Raw genomic sequence first — 21818 nt, 5'->3', positions numbered from 1 at the left:
GCCGGGCCGGCGGGCGGAGCCGGGTGGATCAGCTCAGGAAGTCGAGCAGGGCGGCGTTGACCGGCTCGGGGCGCTCCAGCGGCAGCAGGTGCGCCGCGTCCGGCACGTCGGGCAGGCGTACCGCGCCGGGCACCTCGGCGGCGATCCGGTCGGCGAGGCGGCTGATGTCCGGCACGTCGGCGGCTCCCGCGGTGACCAGGACGGGCATCCGCAGCTCGCCGAGGCGGCCGATCGCCGGCGGCGTCAGCTCGCCCACCTCCACCGCGCCGAGCGCCAACTCGGCGGCTAGCGCGCGCTGGTCCATCTCCTGCGCGAACGCGATGAGCCCGGGGTCGACGTCGGCCGGCTGACGACCCGGGCCGACCACCCAGAACCGCACCTCGCCGGCCGCACCGGCGACGAAGTCGTCGGGGTCGACCTCGCCGACCAGGCCGTCCCAGAGGTCGTTGGCCTCCTCGGACCACTGGTTCCCGGAGACCGCCGTGTCGAACAGCGCGAGCGCGCTTACCCGGTCCGGGTGGGCCAGGGCGGTGTCGATGGCGACCGACCCGCCGAAGGAGCAGCCCACTAGGGCGGCCCGGGGCAGGTCGAGTGCGTCCAGCAGGCCGACCACGTCGTCGTGGTGGGCGAACGGCGTCGGAGGCAGCTCGGAGTCGCCGTAGCCGCGCAGGTCCGGGACGATCACCCGGTGCCGGGCGGCGAGCGCGGGCAGCTGGCCCCGCCACATCCGGCGGTCGGCGATGCCGGCGTGCAGCAGCACGACGGGTGAACCGCTGCCGGCCTCGTCGTACGCGATGACTGCTCCATTGACTGTGATCTTGTCCACGGACGGACGGTACGGATCGTGCGAGCCGCACGCAAGCAGGTTGCTGAGACCTTGCTAACTCTGGCTAGCATTTTGCTTGCAAGAGTTAGCAAGGGCGGTTAGCGTCGCTGTCATGGCCACACCGAAGGACCTCCCCGACGTCGGCGGGTTCATCCGCGATCTGCGGCGCAACGCCAAGATCTCGCTGCGGCAGCTCGCCGAGCAGGCGGGGGTCAGTAACCCGTACCTCAGCCAGATCGAGCGCGGCCTGCGCAAGCCCAGCGCCGAGGTGCTCCAGCAGTTGGCCAGTGCGCTGCGGGTCTCCACTCCCGCGATGTACCTGCGCGCCGGGCTGCTCGACGACAAGGAGGGCCACGGTGTGCTCGCCGCCATCGCGGTGGACCCCGACCTGACGATGGCCCAGAAGCAGTCGCTCAGCCAGATCTACGAGACGTTCCGCCGGGAGAACACCCGGTTGGCGGAGGCCCGGGCCGCCGCCGAGGGCGTCGGCACGGACACCACCGGCGACGTGACCACCCCGACCGATGTCGCCGATCAGCCGGCCGATGTGGCCAACCTGGCGGCCACCGGCCCCACCACCGCCAGCGGCACCCCGACCGAGGCCGTGATCGAGTCGGTTGCCGTCACCGAGGCGGGCAACACACCCGCCCCGACCAGCACCAGCACCCCCGAGAAGAAGGCCGCCGGTCCGGCGGTCCGGAAGGCCGCCGACGCGGCCGAAGAGGAGACCTCATGACCGAGCCGAAGACCAACCGCATCCCCGCCCCTATCTACGCCGCCGCTGGCGCCGGGGAGTTGGCCCTCGAGCAGCTGCGCAAGCTTCCGGCCGTGGTCGGCGTGCTCGGCACCCGGGTCGTCGCCGACCTGGGCGGCCGGGCCGTGCTGACCGGCTTCGATCTGCGCCAGAAGGCCACCGAGACGCTGCGTACCGCCAACGAGACCGCCGAGAGCCTGCGTGGCCGGGCCCAGGCCGAGCTGGACCTGGCGAAGCTGCGCGAGTCGGCCGACCTGGACCGGCTGCGCGCCGCCGCCACCCGCAACGCCGCGGTGGTCGTCGCCGGTGCCCAGGCCGCACAGGAGCGGGCGTTCGCCGCGTACGGCGCACTGGTCGCCCGCGGTGAGCGGGTCGTCGGCGCCGGCGTGCTGGAGGCCGCCGAGACGGTCAACGCCGACATCGAGGCGACCGAGGCCGTGACGCCGGCCGCCACGCCGGTCGAGGCCACCGCCTCGGCCGCCACCACCCCGGTCGAGGTGCCGACCCCGGCCGACGTGGCCGAGATCGCCGAGGCCAAGCCGGCCGCCGTCAAGAAGGCCGCCCGGGCGCCGAAGGCCGCCAAGCCCGCCGTGACTCCGTCGGCGAAGCTGCCCCGGGTGACCAAGCGGACCCGTCCGGCTGCCAAGTAGTTCGTGCTGTCGACGACCCCGACGGCGTCCTTGTCGGACGTAGTCGGGGTCGTCGACATAAACTTGCCGGCATGGCCAACGCCGCGCCGATCTTCGCGTTCGAAGTCCGCTACGTGATCGAGCTGATCCTGCTCGTCTTCGCGCTGATCATCCAGGGTGTCGCGCTGGTGCACGCCGTCACGCAGCGCTCCGACGCCTTCCCCGCAATCGGGACGCTGCCCAAGGGTGGCTGGATCGCCATCCTGGCGGTGTGCCTGGTGCTGACACTGCTCGGCTTCGGTCCGATCAGCCTCTTCGGACTGATCGGCATCGCCGCCGCGCTCATCTACCTGCTCGACGTCCGGGTCGGCCTGCGCGACCTGAGCGACGGCAAAGGGTTCTGGTGAGAGGCTTCCGCTGGCCACCCCCGCCGGACGGCGGGCCCCGCACCTGGGGCCCCGGCCCGGGCGGGCCGCGTACCGGTCGGCCGGCGCTGCCTGAGCCCGAGACCGAGCTGGTCACCACCCCGCACGGCGTACGGCTGGAGCGGCTGGTCACCGGCACCGGTGATCTGGTCACCGTGTTCGCGCACGGGTTGGGCAACGGCATCGCCACCACCCGCCCGTTCGGCAGTGGGGTGACCGGCCGCAAGGTGTTCTTCCAGTTCCGTGGGCACGGCCGCTCCGACGCGCCGGCCGGGCCGTGGAGCTACCTGGACCTGGCCCGGGACCTGCGCTCCATCGCGGATCTCGGCGGAGCCAGCCGCGCGTTCGGGGCGAGCCTCGGCGCGGGCGCGCTCTGCCGGCTGCTGGCCGAGAGCCCGGAGCGCTTCGAGAAACTGGTCTTCTTCCTGCCGGCGGTGCTCGACCAGCCGCGCGGCCCGGTCGCCCGGGAACGCGTCACGGACCTGCTGGAGGCGGTCGAGAGCGGCGACGCCTCGGCGGTCGCCGACGTGGTCTCGCTGGAGTTGCCGACGGCGGTCCGTAACACTCCGGCCGGTTGGTCGTACCTGCGGCAGCGGCTCGACCAGCTGCTCCGCGACGGTCTGGCCGACGGCCTGGCCACCCTGCCGGATCAGGCGCCGCTGCGCGACGCCACGGCCCTGTCGGCGGTCGCCGCGCCGGCCCTGGTGATCGGCTGCGCGGGCGACGACCTGCATCCGGTCGAGGTGGCCGAGCAGCTCGCCGCCGCGCTGCCCCAGGCCACCCTGCACGTGTACGACCGGCCCGGCGTGCTCTGGACGGAACGCGCGGATCTGCGCGAGCGCATCTCCGGCTTCCTCAACGAGTAACGTCGCCTGTCATGGGCGTCACACAGCATGGCCGGACTCACCGGCTGGACCTCACCGACCCGACCCTGCGCGAGTGGACCTGCACGGTTCTGCACGCCGACCCGGAGCAGGGCATCGTGCTCGACCGCTCGGCGTTCTACCCGGGCGGTGGCGGTCAGCCACCGGACCACGGCGTGCTGCTCTGGCAGGGCGTGCAGACCCGGATCGTCGGCACCCGCAAGGGCGACGACCCGTACCTGATCCCCGCCGAGGGTGACCCGCTGCCGCCGGCCGGCACCGAGGTCGTCGGCGCGGTGGAGGACGAGCGCCGCAGCCGTCTGATGCGTACCCACTCCGGGCTGCACGTGCTCTGCGGGGTGGTGTTCCGCGATTTCGGCGCGCTCGTGACCGGGAACTCCATGGAACCGGGCGAGGCCCGGATGGACTTCAACCTCCCCGAGGTGCCGGCCGACTTCAAGAGCCGGATCGAGGAGTTGGTCAACGCCGAGGTGGCCGCCGACCGTTCGGTCGCCGTCCGGGTGCTGCCGCGCGCCGAGGCGCTCTCCCTGCCGGACATCATCCGCACCCAGTCCAACCTCATCCCCGCGGACGAGCAGGAGGTCCGGATCGTCGACATCGTCGGGCTGGACGTGCAGGCCGACGGCGGCACCCACGTCGCGTCCACCGCCCAGATCGGCAAGGTGCAGGTGGTCAAGGTGGAGAGCAAGGGTCGGGCCAATCGCAGGGTCCGCGTCCGCCTGGTCGACTGACCTGGGGGCAACGCCCAGCCGGGTGGTGTGCGGGTACTCACTCGCCGCCTGACAGCCGGTCCGGAAATTCAGACGGCGGCTGTCAGGTATTGCTGACAGCCTCACAGACATGACGCAACCGCTGACAGGAAAGATCGCGCTCGTCGCCGGCGCAACCCGGGGTGCCGGGCGGCAGATCGCCGTCCAGCTCGGCGCCGCCGGGGCCACCGTGTACGCCACCGGCCGGAGCAGCCGCGCCGGCCGCTCCGAGATGGACCGGCCGGAGACCATCGAGGAGACCGCCGAGCTGGTCACCGCCGCCGGCGGCGTCGGCATTCCGGTCCGGGTCGACCACCTCGTGCCGGATCAGGTGCGCGACCTGGTCGCCCGGATCGACGCCGAACAGGGCCGCCTCGACGTGCTGGTCAACGACATCTGGGGCGGCGACCCGCTGGTCACCTGGGAGAAGCCGGTCTGGGAGCAGCCACTGGACGCCGGTTTCCGCACCCTGCGGCTGGCCATCGACACGCACATCATCACCAGCCACTTCGCGCTGCCGCTGCTGATCCGCAGGCCCGGCGGCCTGCTGGTGGAGATCGGCGACGGCACCAAGGCCTACAACGACGACAACTACCGGCTGTCGGTCTTCTACGACCTGGCCAAGGTCTCGGTCAACCGGCTCGCCTTCAGCCAGGCGCACGAGCTGAAGCCGCACGGCGGCACCGCCGTCGCGCTCACCCCCGGCTGGCTCCGCTCCGAGGCCATGTTGGAGCACTTCGGCGTGACCGAGGAGAACTGGCGCGACGGGGCGGCCACCGACCCGCACTTCCTCATCTCGGAGACGCCGGTCTTCGTCGGACGCGCGGTGGCCGCGCTCGCCGCAGACGAGGAGAAGGCCCGCTGGAACGGCATGTCCGTCGACGCCGGCACGCTGGCCAAGGTGTACGGGTTCACCGATCTCGACGGCAGCCAGCCGGAAGCCATCCGGTACATCGTCGAGGTGGTCGAAACCGGTAAGCCGGCCGACGTCACCGGCTACCGGTAGAGCGCGCGGAGCCGGTCGGCCGCCCCGGCGAACAGCTCCCGCAGCTCGGGTGGATCGAGAATCTCCACCTCGGGGCCGAGCCCGAGAAGCTGGTGGTACGCCACCTCGACGGATTCGACCGGCAGCCGCGCCGTCACCCAGCCCTGGCTGTCGGGCTGGGTGGCGGCGGCGACCACCTCGTCGTACACGAAGGGGGCGTCGACGAGGTGTCGGAGCTGGCGCAGGCCGGCGGGGCTGAACCGGACGCCGACCGCGGCCCGCAGCATGGTCCGCAGGAACGACCCGGCCTGCTCGCGCCAGTAACCGGCCAGGTCGAAGGCCTCGTCCCGGTCGAAGCTCTCCTCGCTCACCTCAACCCCGGTCACCCGGTCCACCCGGTAGGTGCGGGTGTCGTCGCCGACCCGTCCCACCAGGTACCAGACCCCGTTCTTGAGCACCAGCCCGTACGGCCACACCCGGCGCGTCACCTCCTGGTCACCGCGCCGGTAGCGCAGCCGCACCACCCGGTCCCGCCAGACCGCCCGGGCCAGCTCGGCCAGCCACGGCGGCGGCCCGGTCTCCCGGAACCAGCCCGGCACGTCCAGGTGGAACCGCTGTCCGGCGCGGGCCGGGGCGTCCCGCAGGGCCGGCGGCAGCGCGGCGAGCACCTTCAGCTCGGCGGCGGCGACCGCGTCGGCGAGCCCCATGTCACCGGCCGGCCCGGGCAGGCCGGCGAGGAAGAGCGCCTCCGCCTCGTCCCGGGTCAGCCCGGTCAACCGGGTGCGGTAACCGCCGAGCAGACGGTAGCCACCGGCGCGACCCCGGTCGGCGTAGACCGGCACCCCGGCGGCGGAAAGCGCCAAAACATCCCGGTAGACGGTCCGCTCGGAGACCTCCAGCTCCCGCGCCAGCTCGCCCGCGGTCATCGACCCGCGAGCCTGCAACAGCAACAGCAGCGAGATCAGTCGGGAGGCGCGCACCCGCCCATCCTGCCCGGCCCGCTCACCGCCCGTTCGGGGTGAGCAGCCCCCGGTCGTACGCGGTGGCCACCGCCGCGGCCCGGTCGTTGACCCCGAGCTTGGCGTACATGTGCAGCAGGTGCGTCTTGACGGTGGCCTCGCTGATGAACAGCCGGGCCGCCGCCTCCCGGTTGGAGGCGCCCCGGGCCACCAGGGTGAGCACCTCCAGTTCGCGTTGGCTGAGCGGCTCCTCGGCCGGCGCGCGCAGCCGACCTATCAGCCGGCCGGCGACGCTCGGCGCGAGCACCGACTCGCCCCGGGCGGCGGCCCGTACCGCCCGGACCAGGTCGTCGCGGGGCGCGTCCTTCAGCAGGTAGCCGGTCGCTCCGGCCTCGATGGCCGGGAGCACGTCCGCGTCCGTGTCGTACGTGGTGAGCACCAGCAGCCGGGCGGTACTGCCGGAGCGGGCCAACCGTCCGATGGCGGTCACCCCGTCCATCCCGGGCATCCGCAGGTCCATCAGCACCACGTCCGGGTGCAGCGCCGCGACCAGCGCCAACGCCTCGGCCCCGTCGGCGGCCTCGCCCACCACGTCGAACCTCGGGTCGCCGGTGAACATCCCCCGCAGCCCGTCCCGCACCACCGGATGGTCGTCGACGATCAGCACCCGGACCGGCCCGCTCATCCGGCGCTCCCGGCGAGCGCGGGCACGGAGGCCGAGACGGCGGTGCCGACGCCCGGCTCGCTCTCGACGGCCAGTTCGCCGCCGACCCGGGCGACCCGCTGCCGCATGACGGTCAGCCCGTACCCGCCGTCGGGTCGGCCCAGGTCGGTCAGGTCGTCAACCGCGAAGCCCACCCCGTCGTCCCGGACGTCGAGGGTGACGACGTCCCCCATGTACGACAGGGTGAGCCCGACCCGGGTCGCCCTGGCGTGCCGGCCCACGTTGGCCAGTGCCTCCTGGCCGGTCCGCAACAGGGTCACCTCGACCTCCGGGTGCAGCGGGCGGGCGTCGCCGGTGACGTTGACCTCGGCGCGGATCTCGTTGATCGTCGACCAGCGCTCGGTCAGCTCCGCCAGCGCTTCCGGCAGCCGCGTTCCCTCCAGGGCCTCGGGGCGGACGGCCCGTACCGAGCGACGCGCCTCAGTGAGGCTCTCCCGGGCCAGGGTGATGGCCCCCGACACGTGCCGCTGCCAGTCGGCGTGCCGGTCCCGGGCCACCCCGGCGGCCTCCAGCTGGGTGATGATGCCGGTGAGACCCTGCGCCAGGGTGTCGTGGATCTCCCGAGCCATCCGCTGCCGCTCGTCGGTCACCCCGGCCTCCCGGGCCTGGGTGAGCAGTTGGGCGTGCAGCCCGTCGTTCTCCCGCATCGTCTCGGCCAGCCGGCGGTTCGTCTCGGCCAGCTCCTCGACCAGCTGCTTGCGGTAGGCGTGCTGCCGGTCGTTGACGGTGCTGAACCAGGTCACGGCGCCGGCCAGACCCAGATTGAACAACACCAGCACGCCCCAGAGCAGCCAGTGCGACAGCACGGACGGCAGGCCCCCGCTCTGCGCGGTGGCCACCAGGACGGCCGACACGGCAACCCCGGCGAACCGCCAGTTGCCGGGCAGCGCGAACGCGTGCAGGAAGCCGCTCCACGCGAGGAAGCCGTACCACGGACTGTCGAGCACCAGGATGGCGCTGAACGTGAGGAGACCGAGGTAGTAGACCACCATCAGCACCCGCTGTGTCGCCCACCCGGGGTGCAGGGTGACGAACCAGGCTACCCAGGCCGCCGTCGCGGCGGCGACGAACAGGTGGGGGACGAACGAGTGGCCCCCGGGCGCGGGCGCGGCGGTGGTGAGCAGCGTTCCGACGGCCAGCCCGAGGTACGGCGCCAACCGGTGCAGGCCCGCTTCCCGGGCCTCCCAGGCGGACAGGCGGTCGACCTGCTCGACGGTGCTGGCCATCGGACCCCCGCTCATTCCCAGCGGAACAGTTTCGCCGCCACCACACCCGCGAGCAGGGCGACCGCCGCCATTATCCCGAGGTGCAACGGGTGTGGCGACGTCCCGGTCCAGGCATCGAGCAGCGCCTGCACCCCGGGCGGCGTGTAGTCGCCGATCCGGACCAGGAAGTCCGGCAGGAGGAACCGGGGAAGGTAGACGCCGCCGAAGAACATGGTCAGCATGAACACCGGCACCGCCATGGCCTGCGCCGCCTTGGCCGTGCGGGCCACCGCCGCCACCAGCAGACCCAGCGCGAGCAGCGCCGCCGTGCCGAGGACGAGGGCCAGCGCGAAGCCGAGCGGCCGTTGCGGCAGCGGCACGTCGAAGGCCAGCCGACCGACCACGATGAGCAGCACGGCGCTGACCAGGATGGTGGCGAGCGAGATGACCAGTTGGGCGGCCAGCAGCGCGGCCGGGCTGGCCGGAGTGGTCGCCAGCCGGCGCAGCACCCCACGCTCCCGGTAGGTGGCCAGCACCGTGGGCAGGATGTTCACCGCCGACATGGCGAGCGTGATCACCAGCAGCGACGGGACGAAGTACTCGATGAAGGACCGGTCACCGAACGCCGGATCCGGTTCGCGTAGGGCCGGAATCAGACCGAACACCACGAGCAGCGCGAGCGGCAACGCGACGGTCGTCAGCGGCGAGCCGAAGTCCCGCAGGAAGAGCCGTGTCTCGATCTTGAGGATCTGCCCGAAGGCGTGCATGTCGGTTCTCCCTCAGGCGTCGGGCCGGTGCCCGGTCAGCTCGACGAACGCGTCGTCGAGGGTGGACTGCTCCAGCCGCAGGTCGGCGGCGATGATCTGGTTGCGGGCGAGCACCGAGGTGACCGCGTGCAGCACGTCACCGGTGCCGGTGACCACCAGTCGAGTGCCGGTGCGGTGCACCGCGCTCACCTCGGGCAGGTCGGTGAGGAGCCGGTCGTCGACCGGGCTGGACGGGCGGAACCGGACGCGCTGCTCCGGGACCACCGCCGACACCAGACCCGCCGGGCTGTCCAGTGCGACGACCCTGCCCCGGTCGATCACGGCGATCCGGTCACAGAGCCGCTCGGCCTCCTCCATGAAGTGGGTGACCAGCACGATCGTCACGCCACTGTCCCGGATCTGCTCGATGAGGGCCCAGGTGTCCCGCCGGGACTGCGGGTCCAGCCCGGTGGTCAGCTCGTCCAGGATTGCGATCTGCGGGTTGCCGACCAGCGCCAGCGCGATCGACAGCCGCTGCTTCTGGCCGCCGGAGAGCTTCTTGTACGCGGTGTTCCGCTTCTCGGCCAGACCCAGCCTGTCGATCAGTTGCGCCGGGTCGGCCGGGTCGCGGTAGAACGAGGCGGACAGTTCCAGCGCCTCGGCGACCCGCAGTTGATCCGGCAGTTGGCTCTCCTGGAGCTGCACGCCAACCCGCTGGCGGAGTTGGGCCGCGTCCCTGCGGGGGTCGAGCCCGAGGACCGACACCCCGCCCCCGTCCGGGACGCGAAGCCCGGCGACACACTCCACCGTGGTGGTCTTCCCTGCGCCGTTCGGACCGAGTACGCCGAAGATCTCCCCGGCCTCGACCGTGAACGACACGTCGGCAACGGCGACGACATCGCCGTACCGCTTGTGCAGGTTGGTCACCTCAATGACCGGCATCGTGCCGCCTTCCGCCGTCGTACCCGTACCTCTTCAGCGTGGCGGCAGCGGCACGGCGGCGAATCGACCAGCCGTTGGTGATCTTTGTGGCAGCGGCTGACCCCGGCGATCCACCAACCGGTTGATGTGCAAGGAAGGGCACCTTGTTAACGCCTCGTGTAGAGCAGGGGCCCCCTATTAACGCGCCGCGTCAACGCGCCGCCCGGCGGGGGTCGGCACTGATCGCTAGGCTGCTCGGTCGTGGACGCCAGCAGAATCGCCAGCCCGGTGACCGGGGCCGTCGGACGCTTCTTCACCGGGGCAGGGCTGCTCCTGCGGGGGCTGGGTCTCTACGTCCGCAGCCCCGGTCTGATGCTGCTCGGCATCGTGCCGGCACTGATCTCCGGTGTGCTCTTCGTTGCCGCGTTCGCCACCCTCGTGTACTTCGTGGACGACATCGCCGCCCTGGTCACTCCGTTCGCCGACGACTGGTCGACCACCGCCCGGAACCTGGTCCGGGTGATCGCCGGGCTGGCCGTCCTGGGCCTCGGCGGCCTGCTCGCGGTGGTCAGCTTCACCGCGGTCACCCTGGTCATCGGCGACCCGTTCTACGAGAAGATCTCCGAGCGGGTGGAGGAGCGGTACGGCGGCACCCCGGGTGCGGTGGAGGTGCCCTTCTGGTCGTCGCTGCGTCGCAGCCTCGCCGATTCGGTACGCCTGGTGGCCCTCGCGGCGCTGGTCGGTATCCCGCTCTTCGTGGCCGGCTTCATCCCGGTGGTGGGGCAGACCGTGGTGCCGGTGATCGGGGCGGCGGTGGGCGGATGGTTCCTCGCCCTGGAGCTGGTCGGGGCGCCCTTCTACCGGCGCGGCATGCGGTTGCCGGACCGTCGGTCGGTGCTGAAGGCGGACCGGCCCATGGCGCTCGGCTTCGGCGTGGCGGTCTTCGTCTGCTTCCTGATCCCGCTCGGCGCGGTACTGGTCATGCCGGCCGCGGTTGCCGGCGCCGCGCTACTGGCCCGCCGCTCGCTCGGCCAGTCGATCGACGAACGGGTGTCCACGCCGCCGGCAGGCCACCCCATCGAGGAGCGCTGACATGGAGATCACCCTGATCGAGGGAGACATCACCGCCCAGCGGGTGGACGCGATCGTGAACGCCGCGAACTCGTCCCTGCTCGGCGGCGGTGGGGTCGATGGCGCCATCCACCGGCGTGGCGGGCCGGCCATCCTGACCGAGTGCCGGGCACTGCGGGCATCGCGATACCCGGACGGCCTGCCCACGGGACAGGCGGTGGCGACCACGGCAGGGGAGCTGCCGGCCCGCTGGGTCATCCATACCGTCGGGCCGGTCTGGTCGACCACCGAGGACCGCTCGTCGCTGCTGCGTGACTGCTACGCCAACAGTCTGCGGGTGGCCGACGAGCTGGGCGCGACCACCGTGGCGTTCCCGCTGATTTCCGCCGGCATTTACGGCTGGCCGATTGAGGACGCCGTCGGCCAGGCGCTGTCGGTGCTGCGCCCGGCCGCGCCGGTGAACGTCACCGAGGCCCGCCTGGTCCTCTTCGGCGCCGACACGCACGCCACCGCCCGCCAGGTCTTCGCCGCCGGCCCTCCGGCATAGCGAAAGCCCCCGGAGACGCCGGGGGCTTTCGGGATGTAGCGGTCAGAAGGTGGTCTTCACCTGGTCAACGAACCCCTGCCACGCCTGGGGGTCGAACCGCTCCTCGACGAGGCGTTCGCCGACGCGGTGCAGCTCGGCCTCACCCCCGACCCGGCGGCGTACGTCGAACGGTTCCTCGTCTGGGTCCGTCCCCGCGTCGACTGACGCTGATCAGGTCAGCTCGGCCAGGCAGGACCACTGGGACGCGACCGGCCGGTAGCCGAGCTTGGCGTTGATCGCCAGCATCGGCGCGTTGGCCTCGTCGTTCGAGGTGTAGGCGACGCGGACGCCGCCCGCGGCGGCCCGGTGCAGCGCCGCCTTCTTGACCAGCCGGGCCAGCCCCCGACCCCGGTACGCCGGAACGGTGCCGGTGTAGTCCGACCACATCCGGTCCCCGTCCCGCTTCACGAGGCTGAACGCGGCAACCTTCCCGTCGACCTCGACGGCGGTGCTGGCCGTCTTGTCCAGGCCGAGGTTCTCCCAGACGTCGTACTGCCAGCTCTGGAAACTGATCGCGTCGATCGGCACGTCGCTGGGCTCGTCGACCGACGAGGCGGCGTTGGCCTCGTACAGCAGGTGCGGGTCCAGCTCGGCGATCGGGCGCAGTCGTACGCCCGGCGGTGGCTCGGGTAGCGGGGGCGCCGGATCCAGGTCGAGCGCGGAGTAGCGCAGCTCGCGGCTGGGTTCGAAGCCGTGCCGCCGGGCGAACGGCAACGCGTCCGGCTGCGCCCAGGTGCGTAGCCGGCGGACCCCCAGCGGGGTGAGGTGCTCGGTCGCGGCCGTCAGCAGCGCGGTGCCGATGCCGCGTCGCCGGTGCTCCGGGCGGACGTGCAGCAGTGCGATGTCACCGATGTCCGGCGTCGACGTCCAGCCGGGGCGTTGGGCTGACACCCAGCCGACCACCTGGGCGTCCACCTCGGCCACGAAGGCGGTCCAGCCCGCCTCGGGTGGCGGTTGGGCGATCATTTTCCGGGTCGACTCCACCCCGCGCACCAGGTACGGGTAGACCATCGCCCGCAGCGCCACCACGGCGGGGGCGTCGTCCGGCTGCGCCACACGGGTCCGCATGTCAGTCCGCCATCCGTACGGCGGCGACGGCCTCGACCTCGACGAGCTGGTCGGTGTAGCCGAGCAGGGCCACCCCGAGCAGGGTGCTGGGCGGGTCGTGGTCGCCGAAGGAGTCCCGGACCACCTCCCAGACCTTCACGAGATCGGCCTGCTCGGACGACGCCACGTACACGGTGGTCTTGACCACGTCGGTCAGCCGGGCGCCGGCGGCCCCGAGTGCGGTCTCCAGGTTCGCCATCACCTGCCGGGCCTGCGCGGCGTGGTCGCCGGGCGCGACGGTCCGCCCCTCCGCGTCGAGCGGGCACGCGCCGGCGGTGAACACCAGCCGGGCGGGCGGTTCGACGGTGGAGGCGTACGCGTACTCGGCAACGTCGGAGAGATCGGGGACGTGCAGCAATGCGACAGGATCCGGCATGCCCGCGAGGCTAACGACGATGGAACACCGGGGCGACGGATTAATGACCGGCGAGACGCTCAGGCGGAGGCGCGCCGGATCAGCTCGGTGGGGAGCATGACCGCCGGTTCGATGGTCTCGCCGGCGGCCATCCGGAGCAGCTGCCGGGTCATCCGCCGGCCGATCTCCACGATCGGCTGCCGGACGGTCGTCAGCGGCGGCTCGGTGTACGCGGCGGTCTCGATGTCGTCGAAGCCGACCACCGCGACGTCCTCCGGCACCCGCCGGCCTGCCTCGCGCAGCGTCCGCAGGGCGGCGTGCGCCATCAGGTCCGAGGCGGCGAAGACCGCGTCCAGGTCGGGGTGCTCGGTGAGCAGCCGGTGCATCGCCGCCGCCCCGGATTCCCGGGTGAAGTCCCCGATCGCGACCAGCTCGGGCAGCCCCGCGTCGGCGACCGTGCTGCGGTAACCGCTGAGCCGTTCGATCCCGGCCACCATGTCCTGTGGCCCGGCGATGGTGGCGATCCGCCGGCGACCGCTGTCGATCAGGTGCCGGACGGCCGCGGTGACCCCGCCGACGTGGTCGACGTCGACGTACGGCACGGGCACGTCGCCGAGCGGACGGCCGCTGCACACCACCGGGATGCCGAGCCGGGCGAGCGTGCCGGGCAGTGGGTCGGCGCCGTGCAGCGAGGCGAAGAGCACCCCGTCGACGTGCCGTCCGGTGGTGAACCGCTCGACCCGGTGGTGCCCCGCCGGTGAACCGGCCAGCATCAGCACCAGCTGCTTGTCGGCCGCCTCCAGCTCCTGGCTGACCCCGCGGATGATGCCGGGGAAGACCTGGTCGTCGGAGAAGACCCGGGTGGCCGCCTCCGGCATGACCAGGGCGATCGAGTCGGTGCGTTGGGTGACCAGGCTGCGGGCGGCCAGGTTGGGCACGTACCCCAGCTCGGCGACCGCCCGGTTGACCGCCTCCCGGATGGGCTGGGCGACGGTGGTGGAGCCGTTGACCACGCGCGAGACGGTGGCCCGGGACACCCCGGCCCGCGCCGCCACCGCCTCGAGCGTCGGCCGTTGCGCCGTCGTCATCGCGACTTCCCCCCGCTCGTCACAGCCCGTTCCGGGAGATCACCTCCTGGTACCACCGGGCGCTGGCCTTCGGTGTGCGCCGCTGGGTCAGGTAGTCGACGTGCACGATCCCGAACCGCTTGCGGTAGCCCTCCGCCCACTCGAAGTTGTCCAGGAACGACCATACGAGATAGCCGCGCAGGTCCACGCCCCGGGAGATCGCCTTGTGTGCGGCCCGCAGGTGTCCGTCGAGGTAGGCGATCCGGTCGGTGTCGATCACCTGCCCCGGCCCGTCGGGCGAGTCGGCGCCCGGCTTGTCGGGGAACGCGGCGCCGTTCTCGGTGATCAGCAGCGGCACACCGGGGTAGTCGGTGGCGATCCGCTCCAGCAGCCGGGTCAGCCCGGCCGGTTCGATCATCCAACCCATGTCGGTGAAGGGCCCGGCCGCTGGCAGGAACTGCACGGCGCCCTCGGTGCCCGGGTACGCACCGCCGCCGCCGGCTCCGTCGGGTCGACCGGCGGGTGGTGAATGTCAAGAGAGCGCTCTCTCATCGATGCCCGTCCGTGACGTGCACGCCCACACGACCGAGGGCGCCACCCCCCCCGTGGGGTGACGCCCTCCTCGTGTCGTCCCGGGCCGGCCCGGGCGGCGGTCAGCGGGTGCGCAGCCCGTCGAGCAGGCTGCGGTCGCCGCTGACGTCCAGCGTCTCGAAGTTGATCCGGCCCCAGAGCGCCAGCAGCAGGTCGCTCGCGCTGCCGCTGACCTGCGCCCGGGCGTGGTGGTCGTCGTGGTCGAAGATGGTCGCGGTGTCGAGCAGCGCCACCCCCTCCCCGCGCAGCCGCAGATACCACTCCTGGGCGGCGTCGGTCGCGGAGAGCTGCACCACGCCGTGCCACTCGCCCGGATCCCGCCGCCGGCCCGCGGGCAGCCAGGTGTCCAGCACCTCGCTCACCCCGTCGGCGGCGAGCTTCGCCTCCACCGGCTCACCGGCGGCGATGGCGAGCTGGGCGTCCCAGCGGTGCACCGCCGTCTCGTGCGCCATCCGGCGCGGCCAGAAACCGGCCTTCTTCGGCTGCGGCGCCCAGTTCCACGCCGGAGCCTCCGCGTCGAGCCCGTCGAAGAGGGTCATCAGCTGGTCGTACCCCTGCTGCCAGAGTTGGAGGGGACTCCGGCCCGGGTCCGCCACGAGTGGCTCCCGGCGGGGCGGCGCGGTGGTCAGGCCGGAGCCGACAAACGAGGAAACCCAGTGGTAGATGCCGGCGAGGTGCAGAGTGAGATCGTTGACCGTCCAGCCCGGACAGGACAGCACCGGCGTCTCCGGCGGCGCTTCGGCCACCGCCGAGGCGAAGGCGGGGCCCTCCGTCCGGAGCGCTCCGATCCAGAAATCCTTGCTGCCCTGTAATTTGCTCATCGCCATCCTCCCGGGGGTGCCGGGCCACCACTGGGTGCCACGGCTGCCCCTCAGCCTAAGGTGAAAGACGTGTCAGACGCCTACGCCCAGCCGACAACCGAAGCCGATCGTGCCAGCACTGGTCCACTGGCCGGCTACACCACGCTGCGGATGGGTGGGCCGGCCCGGCGGATCATGGCGGCGGGCAGCGCCGACGAGATCGTCCGGGCCATTCGAGCCACGGACGACCCGCTCCTGATCCTGGCCGGCGGCAGCAACGTGGTGATCGGCGACGCCGGTTTCCCCGGCACCGTCGTCCTGGTGCGCTCCCGCGGCCTGCGGATCGTCGCCGAGGACGCTGATTCGGTCACCGTACGGGTCGAGGCCGGCGAGCCGTGGGACGACCTCGTCGCCGCGACCGTGGCCAACGGCTGGGCCGGGCTGGAGTGCCTCTCCGGCATCCCCGGCTCGACCGGTGCCACCCCGATCCAGAACGTCGGCGCGTACGGCCAGGAGGTCGCCGAGACCATCACCGGGGTCGAGGTGTACGACCGGGCCGAGGACAACCGCCAGTTCGTCCCCGCCGCCGACTGCGGCTTCGCATACCGGGGCAGCATCTTCAAGTACCGGGACCGGATGGTGGTGCTCTCCGTCGACTTCCGGCTCGCCCGGTCCCCGCTCTCCGGCCCGGTGCGCTACGCCGAACTGGCCCGGGCGCTCGGTGTCGAGGTGGGCGAGCGGGTGCCGCTGGCCGATGCCCGAGCGGCGGTGCTGCGGCTGCGCGCCGGCAAGGGCATGGTGCTCGACGCCACCGACCCGGACACTCGCTCGGTCGGCTCGTTCTTCACCAACCCGGTGCTCGACCGGGCGACGTACGAGCTGCTCCGGGAGCGCGCCGCCGAGCTGGGCGAGCCGCCGGCCTGGCCCGGCCACGACGACACGGTCAAGGTGAGCGCGGCCTGGCTGATCGACAAGGCCGGCTTCACCAAGGGCCACCCCGGCCCGGACGGCGTGGCGATCTCCGGCAAGCACACGCTGGCCCTCACCAACCGCAGCGGCGCAGCCAGCACGTCTGACCTGCTCACCCTGGCCGCCGACATCCGGGACACCGTGCACACCCGCTTCGGCGTGACCCTGCACCCCGAACCCGTCCTCATCAACTGCGCCCTCTGACCCCCCGGCGCGGCCCCGTCAGGTGCTGGGAGCGACGCTGGGCCAGGGGAGGGTCAGTTCGCCCTGCCGCCAGCGGTGGGGGCGGTTCAGGACGGGCCAGCCGGCTTCTTTCAGGTGGGTCACGGCGCGTAGCCAGCGTTGGCGGGGGCCGAAGGTGGCGTACGGGGCGGCGGCCTGCCAGGCGCCCTCCAGCGCCCGGATCAGGTCGTGCACCGGCTCGCCGGGGACGTTGCGGTGGATCAGCGCCTTGGGCAGCCGCTCGGCCAGCTCGGCGGGGCTGCCCAGCGTGGTGAGTTTCGCGGCCAGGGTCAGCGTCCGGGGGCCGTCGGCGTCGATCAGCAGCCAGCCGGCGAGCCGGCCCAGCTCGTCGCAGGTGCCCTCGACGAGCACCCCTCTGGGGGCCAGAGCGGCGGTCATCGTCCGCCACGCGTCCGGCACCTCGCGCTCGTCGTACTGGCGCAGCACGTTGAACGCGCGGACCAGCACCGGCCGGAGCCCGGCCAGCTCGAATCCGCCCCGGGCGAAGGTCAGCCCGGGTGGGTCGGCGGCCGGCGTCGCGGCCGCCACCCGGGCCGGGTCGATCTCCAGCCCGACCAGCCGTACGTCCCGGCGGACCCCGGCGGCCAGCCGGGCCCGCAGCTCCACCGCGGTCACCGGGGTGGCGCCGTAGCCGAGGTCGACCACCAGGGGATCGGCCGCCGCCCGTAGCCGGTCGGCGCAGGTGGAGACGATCCAGTTGTCCACCCGGCGGAGTCGGTTCGGATTCGTCGTCCCCCGGGTGACCACGCCGAGCGGCCGCCGCCGCGCCGCCCCGCTCACTCCCGGCGCTTCACTGCGGCCCTCGGCTCGCGACTGCGGGGCTCGCAAAATCGGCTCACTCCTCGCGCTTCACTGGCCGACCCGGTGCACCTTGTGCTGGGCGGCCTGCGCGCGCGGCCGGACCACCAGCCGGTCCACGTTGACGTGCTCGGGGCGGGTGGCGCACCAGGCGACGCAGTCCGCCACGTCCTCGGCGACCAGTGGGTCGGGCACACCGGCGTAGACGGCGGCCGCCCGGTCCGCGTCGCCGTCGAAGCGGACCAGCCCGAACTCGTCGGTCTTCACCATGCCCGGGTCGATCTCGATCACCCGCAGCGGTCGCCCGCACAGCTCCAGCCGGAGCGTGCCGGCGATGGCGGTCTGCGCGTGCTTCGCGGCGGCGTAGCCGCCCCCGCCCTCGTACACGGTCAGGCCGGCGGTGGAGGAGACCACCACGATCGTGCCCGCCCCGGACGCTTCCAGCGCCGGCAGCAGCGCCTGGGTCACCCGCAGCGTGCCGAGCACGTTGACGTCGTACATCCACTGCCAGTCGTCGATCGAACCGGACTCCACCGGGTCCAGCCCGCGCGCGCCGCCGGCGTTGTTGACCAGCAGGGTGACCGGCCCCGGTGCCCGCGCGGCGGCCTCGGCCAGCCCGGCCACCGACTCGTCCGAGGTGACGTCGCAGGTCACCGCGGTGGCCTGCCCGCCGGCGGCGGCGATCTCGGCGATCAGGTCGGCGAGCCGGTCGGTGCGGCGGGCGGCGGCGAGCACGTGGAAACCCTCGGCGGCGAGCCGGCGGGCGGTGGCCGCGCCGATCCCGCTGGAGGCTCCGGTCACGATGGCGACAGAGGTCATCCCGTCATTGTCACCCCGGCCCTCCAGCCCGGTCCGGGCGGGCGTGACGGCTGTCGGCAGCGGGCATGGGGGGTGAGCGGTGATGAGGTCCGTCACGCCGGGGGGCCGCGCCGACGAATTTCCGTAGGCCGATGGGGAAGATGAGATCCGGCGTACGGGTTGACCGAGAAGCGCCGGTCGTGCGAGGCGGCATTAACCGTTACAAGAGGAGCGGACGTGGCGGAACTGCACACCGGCGTCGGTCGTCAGCGAGGTGCCCAACCGTGGCCTCGGCCCCGCCGCATCGCGACCCTGTCGGTGCACACATCCCCGCTGCACCAGCCCGGCACGGGCGACGCCGGGGGAATGAACGTCTACATCCTGGAGGTCGCCCGGCGGCTCGCCGAGGCCAACGTCGAGGTGGAGATCTTCACCCGCGCCACCTCCGGCGACCTGCCCCCGGTGGTCGAGATGGCCCCCGGCGTGCAGGTCCGGCACATCACCTCCGGCCCGCTGGAGGGGCTGACCAAGGAGGAGCTGCCCGGTCAGCTCTGCGCCTTCACGGCCGGGGTGCTGCGCGCCGAGGCGTCCCGCCCGCCCGGCCACTACGACCTGATCCACTCCCACTACTGGCTCTCCGGCCAGGTCGGCTGGCTGGCCAAGGAGCGCTGGGGGGTGCCGCTGGTGCACACCGCGCACACCCTGGCCAAGGTCAAGAACGCCCAGCTCGCGGCCGGTGACCGGCCGGAGCCCAAGGCCCGGGTGATCGGCGAGGAGCAGGTGGTCGCCGAGGCCGACCGGCTGGTCGCCAACACCCGGGTGGAGGCCCGCGACCTCGTCGAGCGGTACGACGCGGACCCCAACCAGGTCGCCGTCGTGCAGCCGGGCGTCGACCTGGACCGGTTCCGGCCCGCGCCGGGCGACCGGTCCGCGGTCGCCCGGGCCGCCCGCCAACGGCTCGGACTTCCGGTCGACGGGTACCTGGTGGCCTTCGTCGGTCGGATCCAGCCGCTCAAGGCACCCGACGTGCTGATCCGCGCGGTCGCCGCGCTGCGGGAGCGCGATCCGGCGTTGGCCGACCAGGTGACTGTGGCAATCTGCGGCGGGCCCAGCGGCAGCGGGCTGGACCGGCCGACCGCGCTCATCGAGCTGGCCGCCGCGCTCGGGGTCACCGACCGGGTGCGCTTCCTGCCGCCGCAGACCGGGGACGACCTGCCGGCCCTGTACCGGGCGGCCGACCTGGTCGCGGTGCCGTCGCACAACGAATCCTTCGGGCTGGTCGCCCTGGAGGCGCAGGCCTCCGGTACGCCGGTGCTGGCCGCCGCCGTCGGCGGGCTGGTCACCGCCGTACGGGATCAGGTGAGCGGGGTGCTGATCGACGGGCACGACCCGGTGGACTGGGCCCTCGCGCTGGCTCGCCTGCTGCCGGACCAGGCCCTGCGGGCGGCGCTGGCCCGAGGCGCCGCGCAGCACGCCCGGCACTTCTCCTGGGATCGCACGGTCGCCGGCCTGCTCGCCGTCTACGGCGAGGCGACCGCCGCGCACCGGGCCCGCCTCGTCGCGGACCTCGCGGGCAACCCCGCGCTCTCCTGCTCCTGGTGACCGGGCGCTGGTCGCCGCCCGGTGCTCCGGCCGGGCCGGTCGTAGAGTGGGTCCGGTGAGCCCACAGAGCGATCTTGCGACCCTGATCGAGTCCGTCTGTGCCGAGCGCGAGCTGACCTGCGAGTCGACCGGGCCGGGCTCGTACGCGGTGACCCTGCCGGGCACCCACAAGCTCAAGACGGTCTGCAACCTGATCGTCGGCGAGCACGCGCTGCGGATCGAGGCGTTCGTGATGCGCCAGCCGGACGAGCGGCGTGAGGAGCTGTGGGCCTGGCTGTTGCAGCGCAACGCCCGGATGTACGGGGTGTCCTTCTCCACTGACGCGGTCGGCGACGTGTACCTGACCGGGCGGGTCAACCCGGCCGGAGTCGACGCCGACGAGCTGGACCGGCTCCTCGGTGCGGTGCTCACGTACGCCGACGAGTCCTTCGACACCATGCTGGAGATCGGCTTCGGCAGCTCCATCCGCCGGGAGTACGAGTGGCGGGTCAAGCGCGGCGAGTCGACCGCCAACCTGGCCGCTTTCGCGCACCTCTTCGAACCCTCCGGCTCCGACCCGGCCTGACCGCCCGTCGCGCCCCGGCTCGACCCCAGCGCCCGGAGGCGGGTTGCCGGCTGGTGGTTCGGAGCGGTCCTGACGGGTATGCCGCACCGCGCGGTGCGGCAAGGGACCCCCGCGCGCCGAGGACGGAGTGTCGAGGAGCGTGAGCGTCCCATGGCTCAGCGGAACAGCTCAGGTCGCGGCGGGACTGCGACCAGGACGAAACGACAGACCGGCAACCAGACGCCGAACACTCCCGGAATCTCCGAGTCGGAGATCTCCGGGATGCGGGTGGACGACATCCGCGGGCAACTGCGCAAACGCGGGGTCTCCGGGATCTCCGCACTGCGCAAGCCCGACCTGGTGAAACAGTTGGTGCGCTCGCTGCGCGCCGAGAGCAGTGGCGCGGGCCGGCGCAGCACCGGTCCGGCCGGCCGGGCCGCCGGCACCCGGGCGTCGGCGGGTCGTGCCGCCGCGACGAAGAAGTCGGCGGCGCGGGCGGCGCCGAGCCGCGCGAAGGCCGCACCGGCGAACAAGAGCGCCCCCGCGAAGCGGGCCGCGGCCAAGAAGGCGACGGCCGCGCAGAAAACGACGGCGGCCGCCAAGAAGACGACGGCCGCGAAGAGGACGACGGAGGCCGCCAAGAAGACGACCGCCGCGAAGAGGACGACGGCGCCGGCGAAGAAGACGACCGCGGCGAAGTCGACGACCGCCCGCAAGACGGCGGCCGCCCGCAAGACGGCGGCCGCACGTAAGACGACGGCCGCACGCAAGACGACGGCCGCACGTAAGACGACGGCCCGGACCGCTCCCGCGCGGAAGGCCCCGGCCAAGAAGGCCCCGGCGCGGCCGTCGGCGGCGAAGCGGGCCGCGCCCGCCAAGCGTGCTGCGACGGCCCGGCCGGCCGGCGGCGGTACGACGGCTGGCGGGATCCGGACGGGCCGGGGCACCGGACGGTCGGTTCGCAGCTCGCAGGTGATCTCGTCGATCGCGGACCGGCCGGAGCGCCCGGGACGGAGCCTGATCACCGCGAACCACGAGGTGATCCAGCGCTGGGCACGCGAGCGCGGGGCGAAGCCGGCGACCATCGCCGGCACCGAGCGGGAGGGCCGGGCGGGGGTTCTGACCTTCAACATCCCCGGTTACCGGGAGAGCAGCCGGATCCGTGAGATCACCTGGGATGCCTGGTTCCACACCTTCGACCTGCGCCGGCTGAACCTGATCTACCAGGAGCAGATGCGGGACGGCCGGCAGAGCAACTTCTTCCGGACCGAATCACCCGATCGGGAGGACGGTTGAGGTGTTTGCGGGAATGCGCGAGGGGTATGCGGCTGTTGCCACAAACCGAGGCCCGAACTGCGGATACTCGCCAGTTGTGACCGGCAAGACAGTGGTCTGGGTTGAATCCAGAATCCGGGCGAACTAACTTTATTGCACCGCGCCACGCTTGGAAACGTTCGGGGGAGCGGCGGATCGATCAGAT

At 72.8% G+C, this 21818-nt stretch carries 24 protein-coding genes and 1 pseudogene; 12 read left to right on the top strand and 13 right to left on the bottom strand.

Annotated elements, in window-relative coordinates:
• Nucleotides 1-28: 28 nt before the first annotated feature.
• A complete protein-coding gene (locus ACWD6N_RS17920; RefSeq protein ID WP_354963581.1) occupies nt 29-826 on the bottom strand; it encodes an alpha/beta fold hydrolase in 798 nt (265 codons plus the stop codon).
• Between the two features lie 112 nt (nt 827-938).
• Here ACWD6N_RS17920 and ACWD6N_RS17915 point away from each other — a divergent pair, with 112 nt between their 5' ends.
• The 6 genes from ACWD6N_RS17915 (at nt 939) to ACWD6N_RS17890 (ending at nt 5273) form a co-directional block, all read left to right on the top strand.
• On the top strand, nt 939-1562 hold the full coding sequence (locus ACWD6N_RS17915; RefSeq protein WP_354963582.1) for a helix-turn-helix domain-containing protein: 624 nt from the start codon (nt 939-941) through the stop codon (nt 1560-1562).
• Nucleotides 1559-2230 carry a hypothetical protein gene (locus ACWD6N_RS17910; RefSeq protein WP_354963583.1) on the top strand — a complete coding sequence of 224 codons (672 nt, stop codon included), beginning with the start codon at nt 1559-1561 and terminating at the stop codon, nt 2228-2230. Before ACWD6N_RS17915 ends, ACWD6N_RS17910 begins: the two co-directional genes overlap by 4 nt.
• Nucleotides 2231-2301: 71 nt before the next feature.
• Nucleotides 2302-2616: a DUF2516 family protein gene (locus ACWD6N_RS17905; protein WP_030327754.1), complete on the top strand. Its 315-nt coding sequence runs from the start codon at nt 2302-2304 to the stop codon at nt 2614-2616.
• Nucleotides 2613-3500: an alpha/beta fold hydrolase gene (locus ACWD6N_RS17900; protein ID WP_354963584.1), complete on the top strand. Its 888-nt coding sequence runs from the start codon at nt 2613-2615 to the stop codon at nt 3498-3500. Before ACWD6N_RS17905 ends, ACWD6N_RS17900 begins: the two co-directional genes overlap by 4 nt.
• A gap of 11 nt (nt 3501-3511) precedes the next feature.
• The gene (locus tag ACWD6N_RS17895) at nt 3512-4249 is read left to right on the top strand and encodes an alanyl-tRNA editing protein (protein WP_354963585.1); all 738 of its coding nucleotides are present in this window, start codon (nt 3512-3514) and stop codon (nt 4247-4249) included.
• 109 nt (nt 4250-4358) lie between these two features.
• Entirely contained in the window at nt 4359-5273 is a 915-nt protein-coding gene (locus tag ACWD6N_RS17890; RefSeq protein ID WP_354963586.1) for an SDR family oxidoreductase, read from the top strand.
• Here the strand turns inward: ACWD6N_RS17890 and ACWD6N_RS17885 are convergent.
• Genes ACWD6N_RS17885 through ACWD6N_RS17865 form a run of 5 tightly spaced genes read right to left on the bottom strand, consistent with a single transcriptional unit; the run spans nt 5264 to nt 9828 of the window.
• Complete coding sequence (locus tag ACWD6N_RS17885) at nt 5264-6232, bottom strand: helix-turn-helix transcriptional regulator (RefSeq protein ID WP_387324444.1); 969 nt, start codon at nt 6230-6232, stop codon at nt 5264-5266. The genes ACWD6N_RS17890 and ACWD6N_RS17885 overlap by 10 nt on opposite strands.
• 22 nt (nt 6233-6254) lie before the next feature.
• Nucleotides 6255-6896, bottom strand: a complete 642-nt coding sequence (locus ACWD6N_RS17880) for a response regulator (protein ID WP_387324447.1) — start codon at nt 6894-6896, stop codon at nt 6255-6257.
• Nucleotides 6893-8161, bottom strand: coding sequence for a sensor histidine kinase (locus tag ACWD6N_RS17875; protein ID WP_354963589.1), 1269 nt, complete (start codon nt 8159-8161; stop codon nt 6893-6895). Before ACWD6N_RS17875 ends, ACWD6N_RS17880 begins: the two co-directional genes overlap by 4 nt.
• An 11-nt stretch (nt 8162-8172) precedes the next feature.
• On the bottom strand, nt 8173-8907 hold the full coding sequence (locus ACWD6N_RS17870) for an ABC transporter permease (RefSeq protein WP_354963590.1): 735 nt from the start codon (nt 8905-8907) through the stop codon (nt 8173-8175).
• A 12-nt stretch (nt 8908-8919) separates the two neighbouring features.
• Entirely contained in the window at nt 8920-9828 is a 909-nt protein-coding gene (locus ACWD6N_RS17865; protein WP_354963591.1) for an ABC transporter ATP-binding protein, read from the bottom strand.
• Between the two features lie 240 nt (nt 9829-10068).
• On the opposite strand from ACWD6N_RS17865, the gene ACWD6N_RS17860 reads away from it, so the two are divergent.
• Entirely contained in the window at nt 10069-10899 is an 831-nt protein-coding gene (locus tag ACWD6N_RS17860; protein ID WP_354963592.1) for an EI24 domain-containing protein, read from the top strand.
• A 1-nt stretch (nt 10900) separates the two neighbouring features.
• Nucleotides 10901-11425 carry an O-acetyl-ADP-ribose deacetylase gene (locus ACWD6N_RS17855; protein ID WP_354963593.1) on the top strand — a complete coding sequence of 175 codons (525 nt, stop codon included), beginning with the start codon at nt 10901-10903 and terminating at the stop codon, nt 11423-11425.
• Nucleotides 11426-11635: 210 nt separating this feature from the next.
• Here ACWD6N_RS17855 and ACWD6N_RS17850 read toward each other — a convergent pair whose 3' ends face one another.
• The 5 genes and pseudogenes from ACWD6N_RS17850 to ACWD6N_RS17830 form a co-directional block, all read right to left on the bottom strand.
• Nucleotides 11636-12532, bottom strand: coding sequence for a GNAT family N-acetyltransferase (locus tag ACWD6N_RS17850; RefSeq protein WP_387324454.1), 897 nt, complete (start codon nt 12530-12532; stop codon nt 11636-11638).
• Nucleotide 12533: 1 nt separating this feature from the next.
• Nucleotides 12534-12947, bottom strand: a complete 414-nt coding sequence (locus ACWD6N_RS17845; RefSeq protein ID WP_354963595.1) for a RidA family protein — start codon at nt 12945-12947, stop codon at nt 12534-12536.
• A 59-nt stretch (nt 12948-13006) separates the two neighbouring features.
• Nucleotides 13007-14014: a LacI family DNA-binding transcriptional regulator gene (locus ACWD6N_RS17840; RefSeq protein ID WP_354963596.1), complete on the bottom strand. Its 1008-nt coding sequence runs from the start codon at nt 14012-14014 to the stop codon at nt 13007-13009.
• A gap of 19 nt (nt 14015-14033) precedes the next feature.
• Nucleotides 14034-14513 (bottom strand): annotated as a pseudogene (locus ACWD6N_RS17835) (family 1 glycosylhydrolase); the annotation flags it as partial.
• A 133-nt stretch (nt 14514-14646) separates the two neighbouring features.
• On the bottom strand, nt 14647-15405 hold the full coding sequence (locus tag ACWD6N_RS17830) for a maleylpyruvate isomerase family mycothiol-dependent enzyme (protein WP_354963597.1): 759 nt from the start codon (nt 15403-15405) through the stop codon (nt 14647-14649).
• A gap of 69 nt (nt 15406-15474) precedes the next feature.
• Between ACWD6N_RS17830 and ACWD6N_RS17825 the strand changes: the two genes are divergently transcribed.
• Nucleotides 15475-16557 (top strand): UDP-N-acetylmuramate dehydrogenase, encoded by a 1083-nt coding sequence (locus ACWD6N_RS17825; RefSeq protein ID WP_354963598.1) that lies wholly within the window; start codon nt 15475-15477, stop codon nt 16555-16557.
• 18 nt (nt 16558-16575) lie between these two features.
• On the opposite strand, the gene ACWD6N_RS17820 is transcribed toward ACWD6N_RS17825, so the two are convergent.
• Nucleotides 16576-17376, bottom strand: a complete 801-nt coding sequence (locus ACWD6N_RS17820) for a class I SAM-dependent methyltransferase (protein ID WP_354963599.1) — start codon at nt 17374-17376, stop codon at nt 16576-16578.
• Nucleotides 17377-17445: 69 nt separating this feature from the next.
• Entirely contained in the window at nt 17446-18213 is a 768-nt protein-coding gene (locus ACWD6N_RS17815) for an SDR family oxidoreductase (protein ID WP_354963600.1), read from the bottom strand.
• A 216-nt stretch (nt 18214-18429) separates the two neighbouring features.
• Here ACWD6N_RS17815 and mshA point away from each other — a divergent pair, with 216 nt between their 5' ends.
• The 3 genes from mshA to ACWD6N_RS17800 all read left to right on the top strand — a co-directional run bounded on the left by mshA (nt 18430) and on the right by ACWD6N_RS17800 (nt 21634).
• Entirely contained in the window at nt 18430-19794 is a 1365-nt protein-coding gene (mshA, locus tag ACWD6N_RS17810) for a D-inositol-3-phosphate glycosyltransferase (RefSeq protein ID WP_354963601.1), read from the top strand.
• A 55-nt stretch (nt 19795-19849) separates the two neighbouring features.
• Nucleotides 19850-20359, top strand: a complete 510-nt coding sequence (locus ACWD6N_RS17805) for a type III secretion system chaperone family protein (protein WP_354963602.1) — start codon at nt 19850-19852, stop codon at nt 20357-20359.
• Nucleotides 20360-20719: 360 nt separating this feature from the next.
• Nucleotides 20720-21634, top strand: a complete 915-nt coding sequence (locus tag ACWD6N_RS17800) for a hypothetical protein (protein WP_449935329.1) — start codon at nt 20720-20722, stop codon at nt 21632-21634.
• Nucleotides 21635-21818: the final 184 nt, after the last annotated feature.

The sequence above is a fragment of the Micromonospora sp. NPDC005163 genome (assembly GCF_053599835.1).
Note: the sequence above shows the minus strand (reverse complement) of the source record. Positions and strands in the feature narration are given on the sequence as shown.